Origin of the sequence: Streptomyces sp. NPDC090994, assembly GCF_044768905.1 — a bacterium.
In the GTDB taxonomy this organism is placed as follows: domain Bacteria; phylum Actinomycetota; class Actinomycetes; order Streptomycetales; family Streptomycetaceae; genus Streptomyces.
Genome location: NZ_JBIVWS010000006.1, coordinates 290,928 through 310,233, shown reverse-complemented (window position 1 = coordinate 310,233; position 19,306 = coordinate 290,928). Strand labels below are relative to the sequence as shown.

18 protein-coding genes are annotated in these 19,306 nt (G+C 71.8%); 9 read left to right on the top strand and 9 right to left on the bottom strand.

The annotated features are described in order from the left end of the window. Positions 1-82 precede the first annotated feature (82 nt). From ACIQR3_RS16450 to ACIQR3_RS16435, 4 genes are all read left to right on the top strand, one after another. Entirely contained in the window at positions 83-1,381 is a 1,299-nt protein-coding gene (locus tag ACIQR3_RS16450) for a M18 family aminopeptidase (protein WP_403539023.1), read from the top strand. A 102-nt stretch (positions 1,382-1,483) separates the two neighbouring features. Further along, positions 1,484-1,729: a DUF6458 family protein gene (locus tag ACIQR3_RS16445; RefSeq protein WP_215167808.1), complete on the top strand. Its 246-nt coding sequence runs from the start codon at positions 1,484-1,486 to the stop codon at positions 1,727-1,729. Positions 1,730-1,977: 248 nt separating this feature from the next. Next, complete coding sequence (locus ACIQR3_RS16440) at positions 1,978-2,520, top strand: LURP-one-related/scramblase family protein (RefSeq protein WP_403539020.1); 543 nt, start codon at positions 1,978-1,980, stop codon at positions 2,518-2,520. A 189-nt stretch (positions 2,521-2,709) separates the two neighbouring features. Beyond that, positions 2,710-3,534, top strand: a complete 825-nt coding sequence (locus ACIQR3_RS16435) for a maleylpyruvate isomerase family mycothiol-dependent enzyme (protein ID WP_403539017.1) — start codon at positions 2,710-2,712, stop codon at positions 3,532-3,534. A gap of 98 nt (positions 3,535-3,632) precedes the next feature. Here ACIQR3_RS16435 and ACIQR3_RS16430 read toward each other — a convergent pair whose 3' ends face one another. Genes ACIQR3_RS16430 through ACIQR3_RS16420 form a run of 3 tightly spaced genes read right to left on the bottom strand, consistent with a single transcriptional unit; the run spans position 3,633 to position 6,103 of the window. Next, positions 3,633-4,103, bottom strand: a complete 471-nt coding sequence (locus tag ACIQR3_RS16430) for an ester cyclase (protein ID WP_403539016.1) — start codon at positions 4,101-4,103, stop codon at positions 3,633-3,635. A 51-nt stretch (positions 4,104-4,154) separates the two neighbouring features. After that, positions 4,155-5,456 (bottom strand): nitrate/nitrite transporter, encoded by a 1,302-nt coding sequence (locus ACIQR3_RS16425; protein WP_403539013.1) that lies wholly within the window; start codon positions 5,454-5,456, stop codon positions 4,155-4,157. Continuing rightward, on the bottom strand, positions 5,453-6,103 hold the full coding sequence (locus tag ACIQR3_RS16420) for a GntR family transcriptional regulator (protein WP_403539010.1): 651 nt from the start codon (positions 6,101-6,103) through the stop codon (positions 5,453-5,455). The genes ACIQR3_RS16425 and ACIQR3_RS16420 overlap by 4 nt, the downstream gene beginning before the upstream one ends. Before the next feature lie 256 nt (positions 6,104-6,359). Between ACIQR3_RS16420 and ACIQR3_RS16415 the strand changes: the two genes are divergently transcribed. Continuing rightward, positions 6,360-7,193: a D-alanyl-D-alanine carboxypeptidase family protein gene (locus tag ACIQR3_RS16415; RefSeq protein ID WP_403539284.1), complete on the top strand. Its 834-nt coding sequence runs from the start codon at positions 6,360-6,362 to the stop codon at positions 7,191-7,193. 96 nt (positions 7,194-7,289) lie between these two features. Here the strand turns inward: ACIQR3_RS16415 and ACIQR3_RS16410 are convergent, their stop codons facing one another. The 3 genes from ACIQR3_RS16410 to pdhA are packed head-to-tail and all read right to left on the bottom strand — an operon-like array spanning position 7,290 to position 10,940. Beyond that, the gene (locus tag ACIQR3_RS16410) at positions 7,290-8,717 is read right to left on the bottom strand and encodes a dihydrolipoamide acetyltransferase family protein (RefSeq protein WP_403539007.1); all 1,428 of its coding nucleotides are present in this window, start codon (positions 8,715-8,717) and stop codon (positions 7,290-7,292) included. 10 nt (positions 8,718-8,727) lie between these two features. Then, positions 8,728-9,705 carry an alpha-ketoacid dehydrogenase subunit beta gene (locus ACIQR3_RS16405; RefSeq protein ID WP_403539004.1) on the bottom strand — a complete coding sequence of 326 codons (978 nt, stop codon included), beginning with the start codon at positions 9,703-9,705 and terminating at the stop codon, positions 8,728-8,730. A gap of 2 nt (positions 9,706-9,707) precedes the next feature. Continuing rightward, positions 9,708-10,940, bottom strand: coding sequence for a pyruvate dehydrogenase (acetyl-transferring) E1 component subunit alpha (gene pdhA / locus ACIQR3_RS16400; RefSeq protein WP_403539001.1), 1,233 nt, complete (start codon positions 10,938-10,940; stop codon positions 9,708-9,710). Between the two features lie 499 nt (positions 10,941-11,439). On the opposite strand from pdhA, the gene ACIQR3_RS16395 reads away from it, so the two are divergent. Then, positions 11,440-12,471 (top strand): phosphotransferase, encoded by a 1,032-nt coding sequence (locus tag ACIQR3_RS16395; protein WP_403538999.1) that lies wholly within the window; start codon positions 11,440-11,442, stop codon positions 12,469-12,471. Positions 12,472-12,564: 93 nt separating this feature from the next. Here the strand turns inward: ACIQR3_RS16395 and ACIQR3_RS16390 are convergent, their stop codons facing one another. Further along, the gene (locus ACIQR3_RS16390) at positions 12,565-14,184 is read right to left on the bottom strand and encodes a protein kinase (protein ID WP_403538996.1); all 1,620 of its coding nucleotides are present in this window, start codon (positions 14,182-14,184) and stop codon (positions 12,565-12,567) included. A 488-nt stretch (positions 14,185-14,672) separates the two neighbouring features. Further along, entirely contained in the window at positions 14,673-15,218 is a 546-nt protein-coding gene (locus tag ACIQR3_RS16385; protein WP_403538994.1) for a bacterial proteasome activator family protein, read from the bottom strand. A 610-nt stretch (positions 15,219-15,828) separates the two neighbouring features. On the opposite strand from ACIQR3_RS16385, the gene ACIQR3_RS16380 reads away from it, so the two are divergent. Then, positions 15,829-16,119 (top strand): hypothetical protein, encoded by a 291-nt coding sequence (locus ACIQR3_RS16380; RefSeq protein WP_403538992.1) that lies wholly within the window; start codon positions 15,829-15,831, stop codon positions 16,117-16,119. Between the two features lie 32 nt (positions 16,120-16,151). Here ACIQR3_RS16380 and ACIQR3_RS16375 read toward each other — a convergent pair whose 3' ends face one another. Continuing rightward, on the bottom strand, positions 16,152-17,132 hold the full coding sequence (locus ACIQR3_RS16375; protein WP_403538989.1) for an NAD(P)H-quinone oxidoreductase: 981 nt from the start codon (positions 17,130-17,132) through the stop codon (positions 16,152-16,154). A gap of 191 nt (positions 17,133-17,323) precedes the next feature. Here ACIQR3_RS16375 and ACIQR3_RS16370 point away from each other — a divergent pair, with 191 nt between their 5' ends. Then, a complete protein-coding gene (locus tag ACIQR3_RS16370; RefSeq protein ID WP_403538987.1) occupies positions 17,324-18,451 on the top strand; it encodes an ATP-binding cassette domain-containing protein in 1,128 nt (375 codons plus the stop codon). After that, positions 18,448-19,296, top strand: a complete 849-nt coding sequence (locus tag ACIQR3_RS16365) for an ABC transporter permease (protein ID WP_403538984.1) — start codon at positions 18,448-18,450, stop codon at positions 19,294-19,296. Before ACIQR3_RS16370 ends, ACIQR3_RS16365 begins: the two co-directional genes overlap by 4 nt. Positions 19,297-19,306: the final 10 nt, after the last annotated feature.

The window sequence follows — 19,306 nt, the reverse complement described above, 5'->3', positions numbered from 1 at the left end:
GCCAGGGCCCGCTCCCGGTGGACGACGGGGAGCGGGCCCTCGCCCGTCGTGCGGGTGAACGCCCCGTCGTTAAGGTGGCCCCATGAGCGAACCCCCCCGCTTCGACCGCGGCCACACCGATGACCTGATGTCCTTCCTCGCGGCGTCCCCGACGCCGTACCACGCCGTGGCGAACGCCGCCCAGCGACTGGAGAAGGCGGGCTTCAGGCAGGTCGCGGAGACGGACGCCTGGGACGCCACGAGCGGCGGCAAGTACGTCCTGCGCGGCGGCGCGATCATCGCCTGGTACGTCCCCGAGGGCGCCGATCCGCACACCCCCTTCCGCATCGTCGGCGCCCACACCGACTCGCCCAACCTGCGCGTCAAGCCGCGCCCGGACACCGGGGCGCACGGCTGGCGCCAGGTCGCCGTGGAGATCTACGGCGGACCGCTGCTGAACTCCTGGCTCGACCGCGACCTGGGCCTGGCCGGGCGGCTCACCCTGCGCGACGGCTCGACCCGCCTCGTCAACGTCGACCGGCCCCTGCTGCGCGTCCCGCAGCTCGCCATCCACCTGGACCGCAACGTCACCGCCGACGGCCTCAAACTCGACAAGCAGCGCCACCTCCAGCCCGTCTGGGGCCTCTCCGAGACCGTCCGCGACGGCGACCTGATCGCCTTCCTGGAGCAGGAGGCGGGCCTGGACGCCGGTTCGGTCACCGGCTGGGACCTGATGACGCACTCCGTGGAGGCCCCCGCGTACCTGGGCCGCGACCGGGAGCTGGTCGCCGGGCCGCGCATGGACAACCTGCTGTCCGTGCACGCCGGGACGGCCGCGCTGGCCGCGGCGGCGGCGCACGGGAGCGGACTGTCGTACCTCCCGGTCCTCGCCGCCTTCGACCACGAGGAGACCGGCTCGCAGTCGGACACCGGCGCGGACGGGCCGCTGCTCGGCACCGTGCTGGAACGCTCGGTGCTGGCCCGCGGCGGCACGTTCGAGGACCGGGCCCGGGCCTTCGCCGGCACCGTCTGCCTCTCCTCCGACACCGGCCACGCCGTCCACCCCAACTACGCCGAGCGGCACGACCCGACGCACCACCCGCGGATCAACGGCGGCCCGATCCTCAAGGTCAACGTCAACAACCGGTACGCCACGGACGGTTCGGGCCGCGCGGTGTTCGCCGCCGCCTGCGAGAAGGCGGGCGTCCCCTTCCAGTCCTTCGTCTCCAACAACTCCATGCCGTGCGGCACGACGATCGGCCCGATCACCGCCGCCCGGCACGGCATCCGGACCGTCGACATCGGCACCGCCATCCTGTCGATGCACAGCGCCCGCGAGCTGTGCGGCGCCGACGACCCGCGGTTGCTGGCGAACGCGCTGGTGGCGTTCCTCCAGTCGTAGAACGGCCCGCCACCGCATGGGTGTTGCCTCCCGGGGTAACCGAACGGAACCGGATCGACCGGAAAGACCGGAACCGACCGGACCTACAGGGAGGCGACAGTCATGGGCCTCGGCGGGTGCATCATCCTCATCGCCGTGGGAGCCATCCTCACGTTCGCGACCGACTGGGACATGCAGGGTGTCAATCTCGACCTGGTCGGCGTCATCTTCATGATCGTCGGCCTGATCGGTGTCGCGACCTTCAGCAGCATCGCCCGCAGGCGGCGCGTCGTGATGCCCCCGACGACCCCGGTCGTCGAGGAACGGCCCCACTCGCGCGACGGTTACAACAACGGTTACGGCGCCTGACCGCCCCGGCGTGACTCAGGCGCCCGGCCCCACCGGCGCGCGCTCCGGGCAGCGCGCGCTCCGGCAGCGCGGGGTTCCGGCAGCGCTTGTCCTGTCGGCGCGTCCACGTGGTCCGGCACCTCGTCGTGGCGGTCGCCGGCCGGCTCGCGCGGGCGACGCGCAGCTCGCCGGCCGCGCCGGGAGGCCGGACTCAGCCCCTCGGCCTACCGCCGACGTTTCGGACCGGCCACCGGGGAAGCGATCCCCGTATGACATCCCGTAAGAGATTCCTCGTGTACGACCGGCTCCTCGGCTTCGGTGACGACTACTGGATCGAGGACGACCGGGGCGACAAGGTCTTCCTCGTCGACGGCAAGGCGATGCGGCTGCGGGACACCTGGGAGCTGAAGGACACCCAGGGGCGGGTGCTCATCGGCATCCACCAGAAGATGTTCGCGCTGCGCGACACCATGGTGATCGAACGGGCCGGTGAGCCGCTGGCCACCATCAAGCGCAAGCGGCTGTCGCTGCTGCGCAACCACTACCGGGTGGCCCTGGCCGACGGCAACGAACTGGACGTCAGCGGCAAGATCCTCGACCGGGAGTTCGCCATCGAGTACGACGGCGACCTGCTGGCCGTGATCTCCCGCCGCCTGCTGACCGTCCGGGACACCTACGGCCTGGACGTCGTCCACGAGGACGCCGATCCGGCGCTGCTGATCGCCCTGACGGTGTGCGTGATCCACTTGGCGGAGAAGGAGCGGGAGAAGGGGCAGGAGAAGGAGCGGGAGAAGGAGCGGGGGGACCGCTGAGCGGGTGCCCGGCGCCGGGTGGGGCACCACCCTGGCATTCGAGGCGTCAACACGGGCCTACGATCGTCACACGAAAGCACTGCCGGGGTGCCGCACAGCAGCGTAACTTAGCCTCCCAAGACGCCCGCCGACCGCCGCCCGTCCACCTTGTACCGACCGCCTGTACCGACCGCCGAGGGGTCCCGTTCCGTGAGTCTGCATCCCACCCTCCAGCCCTACGCCGACGCCTGGACTCACTCCATCGAAGCGATATCCGAGCTGGTGCAGCCGCTCGTGGAAGCAGAGTGGAACCGCCGTACGCCGTGCCCCGGCTGGTCCGTGCGCGATGTCGTCTCCCATGTCATCGGCCTGGACTCGGAGATGCTCGGCGACCCGCGTCCCATCCACACGCTCCCGCGCGACCTGTTCCACGTCACCAACGACCACCAGCGCTACATGGAGATGCAGGTCGACGCCCGCCGGCACCACACGGCGCCCGAGATGACCTCCGAGCTGGAGTACATGATCATCCGGCGCAACCGGCAGCTGCGCAACGAGTCGCGCGACCCCGGCGCCAAGGTGCGCGGCCCGCTCGGCGCCGAGCTGACCCTGGAGGAGTCGATGCGCCGGCACGCCTTCGAGGTGTGGGTGCACGAGCAGGACCTGCGCACCGCCCTCGGGCACCCCGGCGACCTCGACTCGCCCGGCGCGCACGTCGCCCGTGACGTGCTGCTCGCCGAGCTGCCGCGGATCGTCGCCGAGGACGCGGACGCGCCGCGCAGTTCGGCCGTCGTCTTCGACGTCCACGGGCCCGTCGAGTTCCTGCGCACGATCCGCGTCGACATCCAGGGCCGCGGCACCCTGGAGACGGCCCCCGCGCTGGGCCCCGTCGCCACCCTGACCCTCGACTGGGAGACGTACGTCCGCCTGGCCTGCGGCCGGGTGACGCCGGAGGCGGTGGCCGACCGGGTGAAGACGGAGGGCGACCCGGAGCTGACGGCGGCGATCCTGCGGCACTTCACCGTCACCAAGTGACGGGCGTCATCGGGTGACGGCCGCCCTCGGGTGACGACGGCCACGAGGGCGGCGCGCACGGGCGCCGGAGCTACAGGACGGTGGCTACAGGACGGTGGCTACAGGACGGTGTCCGGGGGAGAGCCGAGCTGGCGCAGGGCGCCGGTCAGGTCCCAGTTGAACCAGCTCTCGGCGATCTTCCCGTCGTCGAAGCGCAGCGTGACGTGGCCGGTCGCCTCGAACGACGCCCCGCTCGGCGGGTTCCCCTGGTACGCGCCGGTGTGCCGGCCGCGCAGGACGAACCGGGCGCAGACGAGGTCGCCCTCGGCCACCATGCTCTGCGCCCGGTGGGTGAGGCCGAAGGCGTCCATCAGCTCCCGGTACACCCGCGCGGCCTCGGCGAGGCCCACCGACTCCTGGGCCATGTTCGGGTCGTGCTCGACGTAGTCGGGGGTGCAGTGCCGGGCGTAGACGGGCCCGCGGTCGTGGTCCGCCGTCTCCTCCAGGAACCGGCGGGCGAGGGTCTTGTTGTCCATGCCCCTGTCCATGCCCCTGTCCATGTCCGTGTCGGTGACCATGTCCGTGTCCATGACCCGTTCCTACCGGGGCCCGCTCCTCCCGGGCCGTGCCGCCACGCGCGGTCACACGGGAACGTGCACCGACGACACCCGACTGGCCACCAGCCGCTCCCGCTCGCGCCGCGCCGCCCGCCCGCGCAGCCGCAGGATCTGCGAGACGCCCAGCGCCTGGAGCACGAACACCGCCGAGAAGGCGACCGTGTAGTCGTCACCGGTGGCGTCCAGCAGCACGCCGATGGCCAGCAGTGTCGTCATCGAGGCGATGAAACCGCCCATGTTGGTGATGCCGGAGGCGGTGCCCTGACGCTCCGGCGGGTTGGCCGGGCGAGAGAAGTCGAAGCCGATCATCGAGGCCGGTCCGCAGGCGCCCAGCACCACGCACAGCACGATCAGCAGCCACATCGGCGCGTGCTCGGCCGGGTAGGCGAGCGTCGCCGCCCACAGCAGCGCCGTGGCGCCCACGGTCGCCAGCGCCAGCGGCAGCCGCGCCCGGTGGTGCCGGGCGATGATCTGGCCGAAGACCAGGCCGACGACCATGTTCGACAGCACCACGAGGGTGAGCAGCTCGCCGGCCGTGGCGCGGGTCAGGCCCTGGGCCTCGACCAGGAACGGCAGGCCCCACAGCAGCAGGAACACCATCGCCGGGAACTGCGTGGTGAAGTGCACCCACAGGCCCAGCCGGGTCCCCGGCTCCCGCCAGGAGGCGGCGATCTGGCGGCGTACGTACGTCGCCCCCTGGTGCGGCACCGGCTCGGGCTCGTGGCCGTCGGGGTGGTCCTTGAGGAAGAGCAGCAGCAGGACGAGGACGACCACGCCGGCCAGCGCGCTGCCGGCGAACGCCGCCGTCCAGCCGATGCCGTGCAGCAGGCGGGCGATGACCAGGGTGGAGACCAGGTTGCCGGCCATGCCGGCCAGTCCGGCGAGCTGGGCGACCAGCGGCCCGCGCCGGGCCGGGAACCAGCGGGTGCCCAGGCGCAGCACGCTGATGAAGGTCAGCGCGTCACCGCAGCCCAGCAGCGCCCGCGAGGCCAGCGCCGTGCCGTAGGAGGGGGAGAGGGCGAAACCGAGCTGGCCCAGCGTGAACAGCACCGCGCCGATGGCGAGCACCTTCTTGGTGCCGAGCCGGTCGACCAGCAGGCCGACGGGTATCTGCATGCCGGCGTAGACCAGCAGCTGGAGTATGGAGAAGGTGGACAGCGCCGAGGCGCCCACGTGGAAGCGCTCGACGGCGTCCAGTCCCGCGACGCCCAGCGACGTGCGGAAGATGACCGCCACGAAGTAGACGGCGACGCCGACGCCCCAGACGGCGAGCGCGCGCCGGCCGCCCGGGGGGTCGCCGGGCAGCGTGGTGCCGGCGCTGCTCATCGGACCTCCCCCCGGGCCAGGTGGGAGACCCAGCCGACGTGCCGGCCGACGACGGCGACGGCCGCCTCCGCGTCGCCGGCGCGCAGCGCGTCGAGGATCTCCTGGTGCTCGGTGATGGTCTTGGCGATCCGGTCGGGGTGGGAGTGCATGACGGCGACGCCCATCCGCAGCTGCCGGTCGCGGAGCTGGTCGTAGAGGCGGGAGAGGATCTCGTTGCCGCCGCTGCGGACGATCTCGGCGTGGAAGCAGCGGTCGGCGACGGCGGCGGCGGCGAAGTCCCCGGCCGCGGCCCGCTCCTTGTGCTCGTCGAGCAGCTCGGCCAGCCGCTCCAGCAGCGCGGGCGAGGCCGGTACGGCCTTGCGGGCGGCGTGCTCCTCGACCAGCAGCCGGGTCTCCACCACGTCCGCGATCTCCTGCGCGGAGACGGGCAGGACGAGGGCGCCCTTCTTCGGGTAGAGCCGGATCAGGCCCTCGACCTCCAGCCGCAGCAGCGCCTCGCGCACCGGGGTGCGTGAGACTCCGGTGGCCTCGGCCAGTTCACCCTCGGTCAGCAGGGTGCCGCCCTCGTAACGGCGGTCTAGGACACCTTGCTTGACATGTGTGTAGACGCGGTCGGCGGCGGGGGGTTGCTTCACGGCCATGCTCATGCCCACAGGATAGATACAACAGGGACGCATGAAGAGGCTCGTCCATCATGCGGACACTTCACCCGTCACAGCGCAACCATCCACCCCTGCCATGAGTCGAATACAGACGCGGCATCATGCTGTTCAGATGATGAACTGACCTCAACTCGGCCGCACCGCCGGTGAATTCCACACAATCGGGGTACTACACGTGAATACCGTCAATCAGGGCTTTCGCCTCCGCAGGGCCGTCGCCGTCGCCGTGACGAGCGGCACCATGGTGGCGACCGGTGTCCTCACCGCGGCGCCGGCCCAGGCCGCCACGACGCCGTCCATCACCGCCAAGGGCGGGTTCGTGATGAACAGCGCCAACGGCAAGACGCTCTACAGCAAGTCCGCCGACACCAAGCGGCTGACCGCCTCCACCACGAAGATCATGACCGCCAAGGTCGTGCTCTCGCAGAAGAACCTGAACCTGAACTCCAAGGTCACCATCAAGAAGGCCTACAGCGACTACATCGTCTCCAAGGGCGCCTCGTCGGCCCGGCTGATCGTCGGCGACAAGGTCACCGTCCGCCAGCTCCTCTACGGGATGATGCTGCCGTCCGGCTGCGACGCCGCGATGGCGCTGGCCGACAAGTTCGGCTCGGGCTCGACCGTCTCGGCCCGCACCAAGAACTTCATCAGCAAGATGAACTCCACGGCCAAGAGCCTGGGCATGACCAACACGCACTTCGACTCGTTCGACGGCATCAGCAACGGGTCCAACTACTCGACGCCGCGCGACCTGACCAAGCTCGCCCGCAGCGCGATGAAGAGCTCCACCTTCAAGACCGTGGTGAAGGCCAAGTCCTACAAGGCCAAGACCATCACCAAGACCGGGTCCACCCGCACCATGGCGACCTGGTCGAACACCAACACCCTGCTCGGCTGGAACGGCACGCTGGGCGTGAAGACCGGCTCCGGCTCCTCCGCCAAGTACTGCCTGGTGTTCGCCGCCACCAAGAACGGTGAGTCGGTGGTCGGCGCGGTGCTCACCTCGTCCTCCGCGGCCAACCGCACCTCGGACGTGAAGAAGCTCGTCAACTACGGCTACGCGAAGATCAGCTGACGCGCTGTCCGCGGTTCGCGGTTCGCGGTTCGCGGTTCGCGAAAGGGGTGTCCACCGCCGGCGGGCGGTGGACACCCCTTTTTCTGGCCGTGCTCGCTAGGACCAGGTGATCAGCCGCTTGGGCTGCTCCAGGATCGCGGCCACGTCGGCCAGGACCTTGGAGCCCAGCTCGCCGTCGACCAGGCGGTGGTCGAAGCTGAGCGCCAGCGTGGTGACCTGACGGGGCTTCACCTTGCCCTTGTGCACCCACGGCTGGGGTTTGATCGCGCCGATCGCGAGGATCGCCGACTCGCCGGGGTTGAGAATCGGTGTGCCGGTGTCGACACCGAAGACGCCCACGTTGGTGATGGTGACCGTGCCGCCCTGCATCGCGGCCGGGGAGGTCTTGCCCTCCCGGGCCGTGGTGACCAGCTCGCCCAGCGAACGGGCCAGCTCCGGCAGCGTCTTGGCGTGCGCGTCCTTGATGTTCGGCACGAGCAGGCCGCGGGGGGTCGCGGCGGCGATGCCCAGGTTGACGTAGTGCTTGACCACGATCTCCTGCGCGGCCTCGTCCCAGGAGGCGTTGATGTCCGGGTGGCGGCGGATCGCGACCAGCAGGGCCTTGGCGATCAGGAGCAGCGGGTTGACCCGCAGTCCCTCGAACTCCTTGTCCTGCTTCAGCTCCTCGACCAGCTTCAGCGTGCGGGTCACGTCGACCGTCACGAACTCCGTGACGTGCGGCGCGGTGAACGCCGAGCCGACCATCGCCGCGGCCGTCGCCTTGCGGACGCCCTTGACCGGGACGCGGGTCTCGCGGGCACCGCCGGACGGCACCGCCGCCGGGGCGGCGACGGAGGGCGCCGGGGCGGGGGCCGGTACGGCGGCCGGCGCGGCGGCCGGTTCCGTGGCCGGTTCCGTGGCCGCCGCGGGCGCCACCGCCGCGTGCACGTCCTCACGCGTGATGATGCCGTCCGGCCCGGACGGGGCCACGGTCGTCAGGTCGACGCCGAGGTCCTTGGCGAGCTTGCGCACCGGGGGCTTGGCCAGGGGGCGCTCCCGGGTGACCGGCGCCCGGCCGTTCAGCTCGGCCTGGACCGCGGCGGCGGCCGGTGCGGTGGCGGGCCCGGCCGGGGCCTCCTGGGCCCTGCGCGGGCGGCGGCGGGTCGAGGACGCGGCCACCCCGTAGCCGACCAGGACCGGCGTGCGGCCCTGCGGCTGCTCGGGTGCCGGCTCCACCGCCTCCTGGGCGGGCCGGGCCGGTTCGGCGGCCGTCCCGCCGCCCGTGTCCACCGCGATGATCGCCGTGCCCACGTCCACCGTGGTGCCCTCGGGCACGTGCACGGCGCGGACCACGCCGTCGTAGGGGATGGGCAGCTCGACCGCGGCCTTGGCCGTCTCGACCTCGCAGACCACCTGGCCGTCGGTGACCGTGTCGCCGGGCTGGACGTACCACTTGAGGATCTCGGCCTCGGTGAGTCCCTCGCCCACGTCGGGCATCTTGAACTCGCGCACGGCGCCCACGGACGCTTCCGTCATCGTCGTCACGACCCTCTCCTCAGTACGCCAGCGAGCGGTCGACGGCATCCAGCACCCGGTCCAGGTCGGGCAGGTACTCCTCCTCCAGACGCGCCGGCGGGTACGGCGCGTGGTAGCCGCCGACCCGGAGCACCGGGGCCTCCAGGTGGTAGAAGCAGCGCTCGGTGATCCGCGCGGCGATCTCCGCGCCGGAACCGAGGAAGACCGGTGCCTCGTGCACCACGACCAGGCGGCGGGTCTTCTCCACCGAGGACTGCACGGTGTCGAAGTCCAGCGGCGAGACCGAGCGCAGGTCGACGACCTCCAGGGACCGGCCCTCCTCCGCCGCCGCGTCGGCCGCCTCCAGGCAGAGCTTCACCATCGGGCCGTAGGCGACCAGGGTGAGGTCGGTGCCCTCGCGGGCCACCCGCGCGGCGTGCAGCGGGCCGGGGATCGCCTCCGGGTCGACCTCGCCCTTGTCCCAGTAGCGCCGCTTGGGCTCGAAGAAGATCACCGGGTCGTCGCTCTGGATGGCCTGCTGCATCATCCAGTAGGCGTCCGAGGCGTTGGACGGCGTGACCACCTTCAACCCCGCCACGTGCGCGAAGAGCGCCTCGGGGGACTCCGAGTGGTGTTCGACCGCGCCGATACCGCCGCCGTAGGGGATGCGCACGACGACCGGCAGCTTGATCTTGCCCAACGCGCGGGCGTGCATCTTCGCGAGCTGCGTGACGATCTGGTCGTACGCCGGGAAGACGAAACCGTCGAACTGGATCTCCACCACGGGGCGGTAGCCGCGCAGGGCGAGGCCGATCGCCGTGCCGACGATGCCGGACTCGGCGAGCGGGGTGTCGACGACGCGGCCCTCACCGAAGTCCTTCTGCAGGCCGTCCGTCACCCGGAACACACCGCCGAGCTTGCCGACGTCCTCGCCCATGACCAGGACCTTGGGGTCCGTCTCCAGGGCGCGGCGCAGCGACTCGTTGATCGCCTTGGCGATCGCCATCTTCTCGGCCATGATCAGACCCCCTCGGCCTCGGTGTCGGCGAACGACGCCTGGTAGGCGACGAACTGGGCGCGCTCCTCGTCGACCAGGGCGTGCCCGTCCGCGTACGCGTGCTCGAAGAGGGCCAGCCGGTCCGGGTCCGGCATGGCACGGACCACTTCGCGCACTCGTTTGCCCAACGCCTCGCTCTCGGTCTCCAGTTCCGCGAAGAAACCCTCGTCCGCGTGGTGTGAGGCCTCCAGGTGGCGGCGCAGGCGCAGGATCGGGTCCTTCGCCTCCCAGGCGATCCGCTCGTCGTCGTGGCGGTAGCGCGAGGGGTCGTCGGAGGTGGTGTGGGCGCCCATCCGGTAGGTGTACGCCTCGACGAGCGCCGGTCCCTCACCGCGCCGGGCCCGCTCAAGCGCCCAGCGGGTGACCGCGAGGGAGGCGAGGACGTCGTTGCCGTCGACGCGGACGCCCGGGAAGCCGAAGCCCTCGGCGCGCCGGTAGAGCGGCACCCGGGTCTGCTTCTCGTTGGACTCGGAGATCGCCCACTGGTTGTTCTGGCAGAAGAAGACCACCGGCGCGTTGTAGACCGCGGCGAAGTTGAACGCCTCCATGACGTCGCCCTGGCTGGAGGCGCCGTCACCGAAGTAGGCGAGGACGGCCGAGTCGGCGCCGTCCATGGCGACGCCCATCGCGTAACCGGTGGCGTGCAGCGCCTGGGAGCCGATGACGATGGTGTAGAGGTGGAAGTTGTTGCTGCCCGGGTCCCAGCCGCCGTTGTTCACGCCGCGGAACATGCCCAGCAGGTTGGTCGGGTCGACCCCGCGGCACCAGGCGACGCCGTGCTCACGGTAGGTCGGGAAGACGTAGTCGTCCTCGCGGGTGGCCCGGCCGGAGCCGATCTGCGCGGCCTCCTGGCCGAGCAGCGACGCCCACAGCCCCAGTTCGCCCTGGCGCTGCAGCGCGGTGGCCTCGGCGTCGAAGCGCCGGGTGAGCACCATGTCGCGGTACAGGCCGCGCAGCTCGTCGGGGGTGACACCGGCGACGTACGGGTCGAACTCGGCGTTCTTGACGCGCTTGCCCTCGGGCGTCAGCAGCTGCACGAGCTGCGGGTCGGTGCCCTTGCCGGCGGCGCGGGTGCCGCGCGTGGTGCGTTTGGTACCGGTGGTGCCGGCTGCCTCGGTGCCGGTGGTGCCGGTGTTCCCGGCCTTGCTCCCGGCGCTGCGTCGCGGCTTGCGCGCGGCAGTGCTCTCCACGGTCACGTGTGCTCCTCCGTCGGTCCGGCCCCCGGGTTCGCCGGGAGGCGGTGCGGCTCACCCGCGTCCGGCGGGCGCACGGGGTGGGTGCGCCGGAGCCGGGTGCGGGCGTGGCAGGTGCCCCGGCGAGCGTCCTGCAAACAGCACGTTACCCAGTACGCCACATTTCTGTGAAACCCCTCCTGACCAGCGTTTTTACTTGGGTTTCCTAGTAAATCGGCACAGTCGGGAACAGGCACTGGTCACAGCGTCGCAGGGGGCCGGGACAACGGCACGTTATCCCGGCCGCCCCGGGCGCGGGAAGACTCCGTGTGCGACACCGGTCCGGTGGGCGAAGGCGGGAAAAGCACCGCTTCGGGAACACACCGGGCGCGCTCCGATACGCCCCCTGACGGGCTGGCGACCGAAAGCGACCACCGCTGACTGTGTGTGAGAAAGCCCAGCTCACGCACGATTCCCGTGCCCTAGCATCGGCGGCGTGCCGCGCTTATGTGTACCAACCACTGTGCCTCACGCGCCCCCTCTGGGCGCTCTACTCCCCCAGTACCGCGCCGGTTCCGCGCTGTCCTGCGAACCCGTCGACGAGGGCCTGCTCAACCGCGGCTGGCGCCTGTGCACCACCCGCGGCCGCTTCTTCCTCAAGCACCACTTCGACCCCGAGACCGCCACGCCGGCCGCCATCGACCGCCAGCACCGGGCCACCCGGCGCCTGGCCCGCCTGGGCGTCCCGGTCGCCCCCGCCCTGCCCGGCCGCGACGGGCACACGGTGGTCGTGGTCGGCGGCCACTGCTACGCCCTGCACCCGTGGATCGAGGGCCGGCACCGGCACGGCGGCCAGCTGACCGAGGCCCAGTGCGAACGGCTCGGCGCGCTGCTGGGGGCCGTGCACGCCGGCCTGGAGCGGGTGATGCCGGGGTCCGAGCCGCGGACGCCGTCCCGGACCGGCTTCCCCGGCGTCCCCGACCCGGCCGCGAGCGCCGACCCCGCCGACACCTTCGCCCTCATCGACGACCTGCTCGCCCAGGTGCGCCGGCACCGCCCCGCCGACTCCTTCGACGCACTCGCCCGGCACCGGCTGCTGGAGCGCCGCGAACTCCTCGAACGGCACGCCGACCGGCGTCCCCCGCGCGGCGGGGCGGTGGGCTGGGTGCACGGCGACTTCCACCCGTTCAACCTGCTCTACCAGGGGGAGGCGCCGGCCGCGATCGTGGACTGGGACCGGCTCGGCGTGCGCCCGCGCGCGGAGGAGGCGGTACGCGCCGCAGCGATCTTCTTCGTCCGCCCGGCCGGCCCGCTCGACCTGCTGAAGGTACGCGCGTACGCGCGCGCGTACCGGCGCACGGCGGGGGCGACGCCCTCCCAGCTGGTGGCCGCCGTGCACCGGGTGTGGTGGGAGCGGCTCAACGACTTCTGGATGCTGCGCTGGCACTACGAACGCGGCGACCGGCGGGCCGACCCGCAGTTCCCGGCGGCGTCGGCCCTCGCGGTGTGGTGGACCCGGGAGTACGAGGCGGTGTGCGAGGCGTTCGCCGACTGACCCGGCCTGGCGGGGCCGACCAGGGCGGGACCGGGGACGAGGGCGGGGACGGGGACGGGGACGAGGACAGGGGCGGGGGCGGGGGCGGGGGGCTCAGCCGCCCAGGCCGCCCAGGCCGCCGTCGTCCTCCTCGCCCTCGCCGTCGCCGCCGGTGTCGTCGGTCGCGGTGTTCGTGGGCTGGGTACCCCCGGTCTCCCCGCCGTCGCCGCCGGTGTCGTCGGTCGCGGTGTTCGTGGGCTGGGTGCCCCCGGTCTCCTCGCCCGACGGCTGCACGCTGGTCTCCTGGGACTGCGTCGCGGTCGGCGTCCACGACTGCTGGTACGACGGCGACGTGTACTGGTCACCGCTGCCGCTGCCGGTGTCCTGCTCGGTGTCCGTCTCGCCGGAGGACTCGTCGGTGGACTCGTCGGTCGGCGACTCGGAGGTCTTCTCCTCACCGGTGCTCTGCGTGGCGCTCGGCGACGTGGACGTGCCGGTCTTGCCGCCGCTCTCGTTGCCGCCCTGGTTCAGCGCCAGCGCGACGCCGCCCGCGATGGCGATCACCGCGAGCACGGCCAGGATCCACAGCTTGCCCCGGCCACTGCCCCGGTTCCCGTGTCCCTCGAAGCCGCCGTCGTCTCCGCCGCCGTACCTGCCCGGCAGGATCGGCTGGGGGATCTGCGCGGTGCCCGAGTGGTCGGGGTGCGGCAGCGCGGTCGTGCCGGCCATGCCCATCCCGGCCGCGGGCGTCTGCCGGCCGTCGTGGGCGACCGGGCCGGTGTTCCAGGTGCCGCTGTGGCCGCCCTGGTCGTACAGCATCTGCAGCCCGTACTGGACCAGCCCGCGCATCTCCTCGGCGGTCTGGAAGCGGTCGTCGGGCTCCTTGGCCAGCGAGCGCATGACGAGGCCGTCCAGCTCCGGCGGGACCGCGTCGGAGACCTCGGACGGGGGCGTCGGGATGTCCTGGACGTGCTGGTAGACCACCGACAGCGGGGTCTCGCCGGTGAACGGCGGGCGCAGCGCGAGGAGTTCGTAGAGCAGGCAGCCGGTGGCGTACAGGTCGGAGCGGTGGTCGACGGCCTTGCCGAGGGCCTGCTCCGGGGAGAGGTACTGCGGGGTGCCCATGACCATGCCGGTCTGCGTCATCGTCGTCGACGCCCCGTGCAGGGCGCGGGCGATGCCGAAGTCCATCACCTTCACGGCGCCGCTGTTGGTGATGATGACGTTGGCCGGCTTGATGTCGCGGTGCACGATGCCGTGCTGGTGCGAGTAGGCCAGCGCCTCCAGGACGCCGGAGACGATGATCAGCGCCTGCTCGGGGCCGGGCGCCTCCGCGTTCAGGAGGAGGTCGCGGATGGTCCGTCCCTCGACGATCTCCATCACGATGTACGGCACGGACTGGCCGCCGACGAAGTCCTCGCCGGAGTCGTACACGGCGACGATCGCGTGGTGGTTGAGCCCGGCCACGGACTGTGCCTCGCGCGTGAAGCGGGCCTTGGAGACCGGGTCTTCGGCGAGGTCGGCACGGAGCAGCTTGACCGCCACGGTACGTCCCAGGCGGACGTCCTCCGCGGCGAACACCTCGGCCATGCCGCCCCGCCCGAGTCTGCGGGTCAGCCGGTACCGGCCGTCGCCGACCAACCCGCCGTTGCCCCAGGTCTCCGGCGCGTCCGACATACCGCCGCCAGTCGCCTCGGGTTCGGACGGGCCCTGAGCGCGCTGCTGCTGTGCCATCAGTCCTCGCCGTCGTTTCTGCCCGCGGTACGCGCGGTGTTGTGTCACGGTCTCCGTCGGCCACGCTACAGCCTCCGCGCGAGCCTCCGTTCCGAGATGGGCGCCGGGCCCGGCACGTGACGGACCGGTCATGAAACCGTGCTTCCGTACTGTCGTGCAAATTCTGTGTACCGTCCGCGCCCGCGCTGTAACGCATCCATGACGCTTCCTTCGCGTACGGTCACGGATCGGGCACCGCGCTTGACGTGTCGGGGCCCTTCGGCAGACTTGGCGGAACCGCGGATCGGATCATGTTTTCCCTTCCGCCGTTCCGGCCGGGGTCGCATCGCCGTGAGTGACCTTCGCCACGGTCCCGGTCGTGCCGGTGGGCGTGGTCGCCGGCGGTTCGCCGTGCGCCGGAACGTGCCGAACGCCGAAGGCCCGGCAGTCCTCGCTGCCGGGCCCTGCGGGTTCGGTGGTCCAGGGGTGGTGGGACGCGGTGGGGCGGCCTAGAGGTACGGCCCGCCGGAGCGGCCGCCCGGGTGGGGGCCCTCCTCGGCGTCACCGATGCCGGGCGGGAGGGCGCGGCGCATCTGCTCCAGCTGGGCGCGGGCGGCCATCTGCTGGGCGAACAGGGTGGTCTGGATCCCGTGGAACAGACCCTCCAGCCAGCCGACCAACTGCGCCTGGGCGATCCGCAGTTCCGCGTCGCTGGGGGTCGCCTCCTCCGTGAAGGGCAGGGAGAGCCGCTCCAGTTCCTCCACCAGCTCCGGCGCGAGACCGTCCTCCAGCTCCTTCACCGAGCTGGAGTGGATCTCCTTGAGCCGGGCCCGGCTGGCGTCGTCCAGGGGAGCGGCGCGCACCTCCTCCAGGAGCTGCTTGATCATGCTGCCGATGCGCATGACCTTCGCGGGCTGCTCGACCTGGTCCGTCACCGGGGTCTCCCGGGCGTCCTCGTCTCCGTCACCGCCGCCGCCGCTGAGCGCCATGCCGTCCTGGCCGACGACCAGGATCTGGGGGTTCTCCGACGACCTGTCGTTCCTCGGCATCTCCATGCCGTCATTCTCTCGCACGCCCCCACCGCGTCACCGGGGCGCCCCTGCCCGAACCGGGTTCCCCGCGTTCGGCTCCATCCGGAATGCCGGAATGGTCAGTGAGTGTGAGGCTTGTTCCGTCGATCTTGACGACGGCTACGACCGATTTACCGGGTTTGACGGGTTTGACGGGTACCGAGAGGCGGTCACCGGCGTGACTCCATGGCGGGACACACCGCTAGACACACTGCGGAACACACCACGGATCACACCGCGGAACACACTGCGGGTCACACTGCGGGTCACGGCACTGGCAGGTCTCCTGGGGCTGAGCACGGCCGTGTGCCCCTGCGCGGCGAGCACGGCGTACGCGACCGGCACGGACTACGCCGCGAGCGCGACCGGCGCGGCGTACGACCCCGGCCCCGCGTCACCGGACGCCGTGGCGTCCGCCCCGCCGGCCACGCGTACCGCCCGGCCCCCGTCTCCGGCCCCCTCAAGCTCCACGCACGCCTCACCGGGCAACCGCCCGGAGCCCTCCCGCGCCGGGAGCCGGGCCGGCGAGGGGCGGCAGCGACCGGGGCGGGACGAGGAGACGGAGGAGACCCGAGAGGCGAGGGAGACCGGGGAGATGAGGGAGACGCGGGTGGCGCAGAAGGCAAGGGAGACGGACGCCGGGCCCGAGGAGAAAGGAAGGAGCAGCGCCGTACCGGTCGCCCCGGACGACGCCTCTGCGGGGCCCGGGGAGGCCGGACTGGCGCCTCCCGAGACTCCGGTACGCCGTCCCGCCCCCCGGCCCGTCGCACACACCGAGGACGGGTCCGGTCCCGCCCCGCGGATCCTGCCCCTGGGCAGTGGGCTGGTCCTCGTCGGACTGGGCCTGGCCCTCGCCTTCGTCGGTCTCCGGCTGCGCCGGACATGAGCGGGGCGAGCACGACGCCCGTACCACGGCCGTTACGGCGCGACCAGCAGTACCTTCCCGATGTGGCCGCTCTCCTCGACGATCCGGTGGGCGGCGGGCGCGTCGCTCATCGGCATCTCCCGGTCGACGATCGGGCGTACCCGGCCCTCGGCGAGGAGCGGCCAGACGTGCTCGCGTACGGCCGCCACGACGGCCGCCTTCTCCTCCTGGGGACGGGCCCGCAGCCCCGCGGCGGTCACGGCGGCGCGCTTGGCGAGGAGGGCGCCGATGTCCAGTTCGGCCTTCCGGCCGCCCTGCATGCCGATGATCGCCAGCCGGCCGTTGAAGTTCAGCGCCTGCACGTTGCGGTCCAGGTACTTGGCGCCCATGTTGTCGAGGATGACATCGGCGCCGGCGCCGCCCGTGGCCTGCTTGACCTCGGCGACGAAGTCCTGCTCCCGGTAGTTGATCAGGATGTCCGCGCCCAGCTCGGCGCAGCGCTCCAGCTTCTCGGCCGTGCCCGCCGTCACGGCGACCTTGGCGCCGACCGCCTTGGCCAGCTGGATCGCCATGGTGCCGATGCCGCTGGAGCCGCCGTGCACGAGGAAGGTCTCGCCGGGACGGAGGTGGGCGATCATGAAGACGTTCGACCAGACGGTGCAGACCACCTCGGGCAGCGCCGCGGCGTGCTTCAGGCCGACGCCCTCGGGGACCGGCAGCAGCTGCCCGGCCGGGACGACGACCTTCTGGGCGTAACCGCCGCCCGCCAGCAGCGCGCACACCTCGTCACCCACCGACCAGCCGGAGACGCCGGTGCCGAGGGCGGCGACGCGTCCGGAACACTCCAGGCCGGGGTAGGGGGACGCGCCGGGTGGCGGCGGGTAGAAACCCTGCCGCTGCATGATGTCGGCCCGGTTGACGGCGCTGGCCGTCACCTCGACGAGGACCTCGCCCTCGCCGGGCACGGGGTCGGGGACCTCGGCCCAGACCAGCGCCTCGGGGCCTCCGGGTTCGGGGATCGTGATCGCATGCATGAAAGGGACGCTACTCCCGCCCGCCCCGCCCGGCCCGTCCGACCCGTCCGACCCGGCCGCCCGGAACGGCTCCGTCGCATCGAAGACACCGCGCGGCAGCCTCCCGGGAAAACCCGGTGCGCGAGCGATGAGTTTGCGGGACGGTAAAGGTCTTCCCATGCGTGGACCAAGAACGCGGAAGGACTCTCAGCATGAGCACGCAGACGTCCGGCCTCGCGATCGAAACCGCGGGCCTGGTGAAGACGTTCGGCGAGACCCGGGCCGTCGACGGGGTGGACCTCCGGGTGCCGGCCGGCACGGTCTACGGCGTGCTCGGTCCGAACGGGGCCGGCAAGACCACCGCGGTGAAGATCCTCGCGACGCTGCTGCGGCCGGACGGCGGCCACGCCCAGGTCTTCGGCCACGACGTGGTCCGCGAGGCGGACGAGGTACGCGGCCGGGTGAGCCTCACCGGGCAGTACGCGTCCGTGGACGAGGACCTCACCGGCACCGAGAACCTGGTGCTGCTCGGCCGGCTCCTGGGCCACGGCAAACGGGCCGCCCGGCAGCGCTCTGCGCAGCTCCTGGAGGCCTTCGGGCTGACGGACGCCGCCGCCAGGCAGGTCAAGCACTACTCCGGCGGCATGCGGCGCCGTATCGACATCGCCGCGTCCATCCTCAACACCCCCGACCTCCTCTTCCTGGACGAGCCGACCACCGGTCTGGACCCGCGCAGCCGCAACCAGGTGTGGGACATCGTGCGCGCGGTCGTCGCCCAGGGCACCACCGTGATGCTGACCACCCAGTACCTGGACGAGGCCGACCAGCTGGCCTCCCGGATCGCCGTCATCGACAAGGGCAAGGTGATCGCCGAGGGGACCAAGGGCGAGCTGAAGGCGTCCGTCGGCGCCGGTTCCGTCCATCTGCGGCTGCGCGACGCGGGCCGGCGGCCCGACGCCGAGCGGGTCCTGCGCGAACTGCTGGTCGCCGAGGTGCAGCTGGACGGTGACCCGGTCGCGCTGACCGCCCGGCTGAGCGCGGCGGCCGAGGAGACCGCCGCCGACCAGGCCGCCCGCGCGCTCACCGCGCTGACCCGGGCCGGCATCACCGTCGACAACTTCTCCCTGGGGCAGCCCAGCCTCGACGAGGTCTTCCTCGCGCTGACCGGACACGACACCGGGCAGGACGCCGGGCAGGGTGCCGGCCGGCACTCCGGACGGCACTCCGGCCGGGACTCCGGCCATGACCCGGCTCCGGGCACCGGCGAGGGCACGGACGGCACGGACGGCACGGACGGCACGGACGGCACGGACGGCACGAAGGACGGGGTGGCGGCATGAGCACGGTCACGAGCACCGGGAACAAGGACCTCGCACCGGTCAGCGCCGAGTCCCTGGCCACCCTGCTGGTCACCGGGGAACGGCCCCCGCGGCCCAGTTCCCTCTCGGCATCGCTGACGTTCGGCTGGCGCGCGATGCTCAAGATCAAGCACGTGCCGGAACAGCTCTTCGACGTCACCGCGTTCCCGATCATGAACCTGCTGATGTTCACGTACCTCTTCGGCGGTGCGCTGGCCGGTTCGCCGAGCGACTACATCCAGTTCGTACTGCCCGGCATCCTGGTGATGTCGGTCGTCATGATCACGATGTACACCGGGGTGTCGGTCAACACCGACATCGAGAAGGGCGTCTTCGACCGCTTCCGTTCGCTGCCGATCTGGCGGCCGGCCGCGATGGTCGGCTATCTGCTCGGTGACGCCCTGCGCTACACCATCGCCTCCGTGGTGATGCTCGTGGTCGGGCTGATCCTCGGCTACCGGCCGGACGGCGGGGTCGGCGGTGTGGTCACCGGGATCGCCCTGCTGCTGGTGTTCTCGTTCGCCTTCTCGTGGATCTGGACGATGTTCGGGCTGATGCTGCGCACCGAGAAGGCGGTGATGAGCGTCAGCATGATGGTGATCTTCCCGCTCACCTTCCTCTCCAACGTCTTCGTCGCCCCGTCGACCATGCCCGGCTGGTTGCAGGTGTTCGTCAACAACAGCCCGATCACCCACGTGGCCTCCGCGGTGCGCGGTCTGATGGCGGGCGACTGGCCGGCCGACGAGGTCGCCTGGTCGCTGGGGTGGTCGGCGCTGTTCCTGCTGGTCTTCGGCCCGATCACGATGCGGCTCTACAACCGCAAGTGACCCGCCCGGC